1 protein-coding gene is annotated in these 502 nt (G+C 37.8%); it reads left to right on the top strand.

From position 1 onward, the window contains the following. Positions 1-377 precede the first annotated feature (377 nt). Positions 378-502: sugar phosphate nucleotidyltransferase (locus tag ACP5NR_RS08855; protein WP_428006381.1), on the top strand; the 125-nt coding region annotated here is incomplete at its 3' end.

The raw sequence follows: 502 nt of genomic DNA, 5'->3' as shown, positions 1-502 counted from the left end.
TGAAATACTCATCGCCACCGTCATGACCCTCTTCTTCACAAGAAATGAGGCGAGGATGATATTGAAAAGAATAACGAGAAAGTAAGTAGCATATGGCCAATGGCATATGGCTCATAGCCAATGGCATATAGCCCATAGCGGATGGCTAATAGCAAAAACAAGGATTAGGGAATAGGGATTGGAGAGAGAATCGGTGATATAATTATACTGAGTTTACTTTAAAGCCGGATGTTTATTTACTATGAGCGTAGAGCGAGACGTGAAGAATTTTTCTGATTACAGATTACACGTTACTGATTACTAATCTTTAGTCTTTTTCTATTCGCCATTGGCCATACGCTATGTGCTATAAGTTGTTTTAGTATATTTTCGAGGTGATGCATATAACTGAAAAGGCTATTATTCTTGCTGGAGGTTCAGGAAAAAGATTTTGGCCAAGGTCAACTGAAGAGAAGCCAAAGCAATTTCTTCAGTTAATGTCAGACAAATCTCTTATTCAAGA

Source organism: Athalassotoga sp. (assembly GCF_049965695.1).
In the GTDB taxonomy this organism is placed as follows: Bacteria; Thermotogota; Thermotogae; order Mesoaciditogales; family Mesoaciditogaceae; genus Athalassotoga.
The sequence above is the reverse complement of the archived record's forward strand: the minus strand, read 5'-3'. Positions and strand labels throughout refer to the sequence as shown.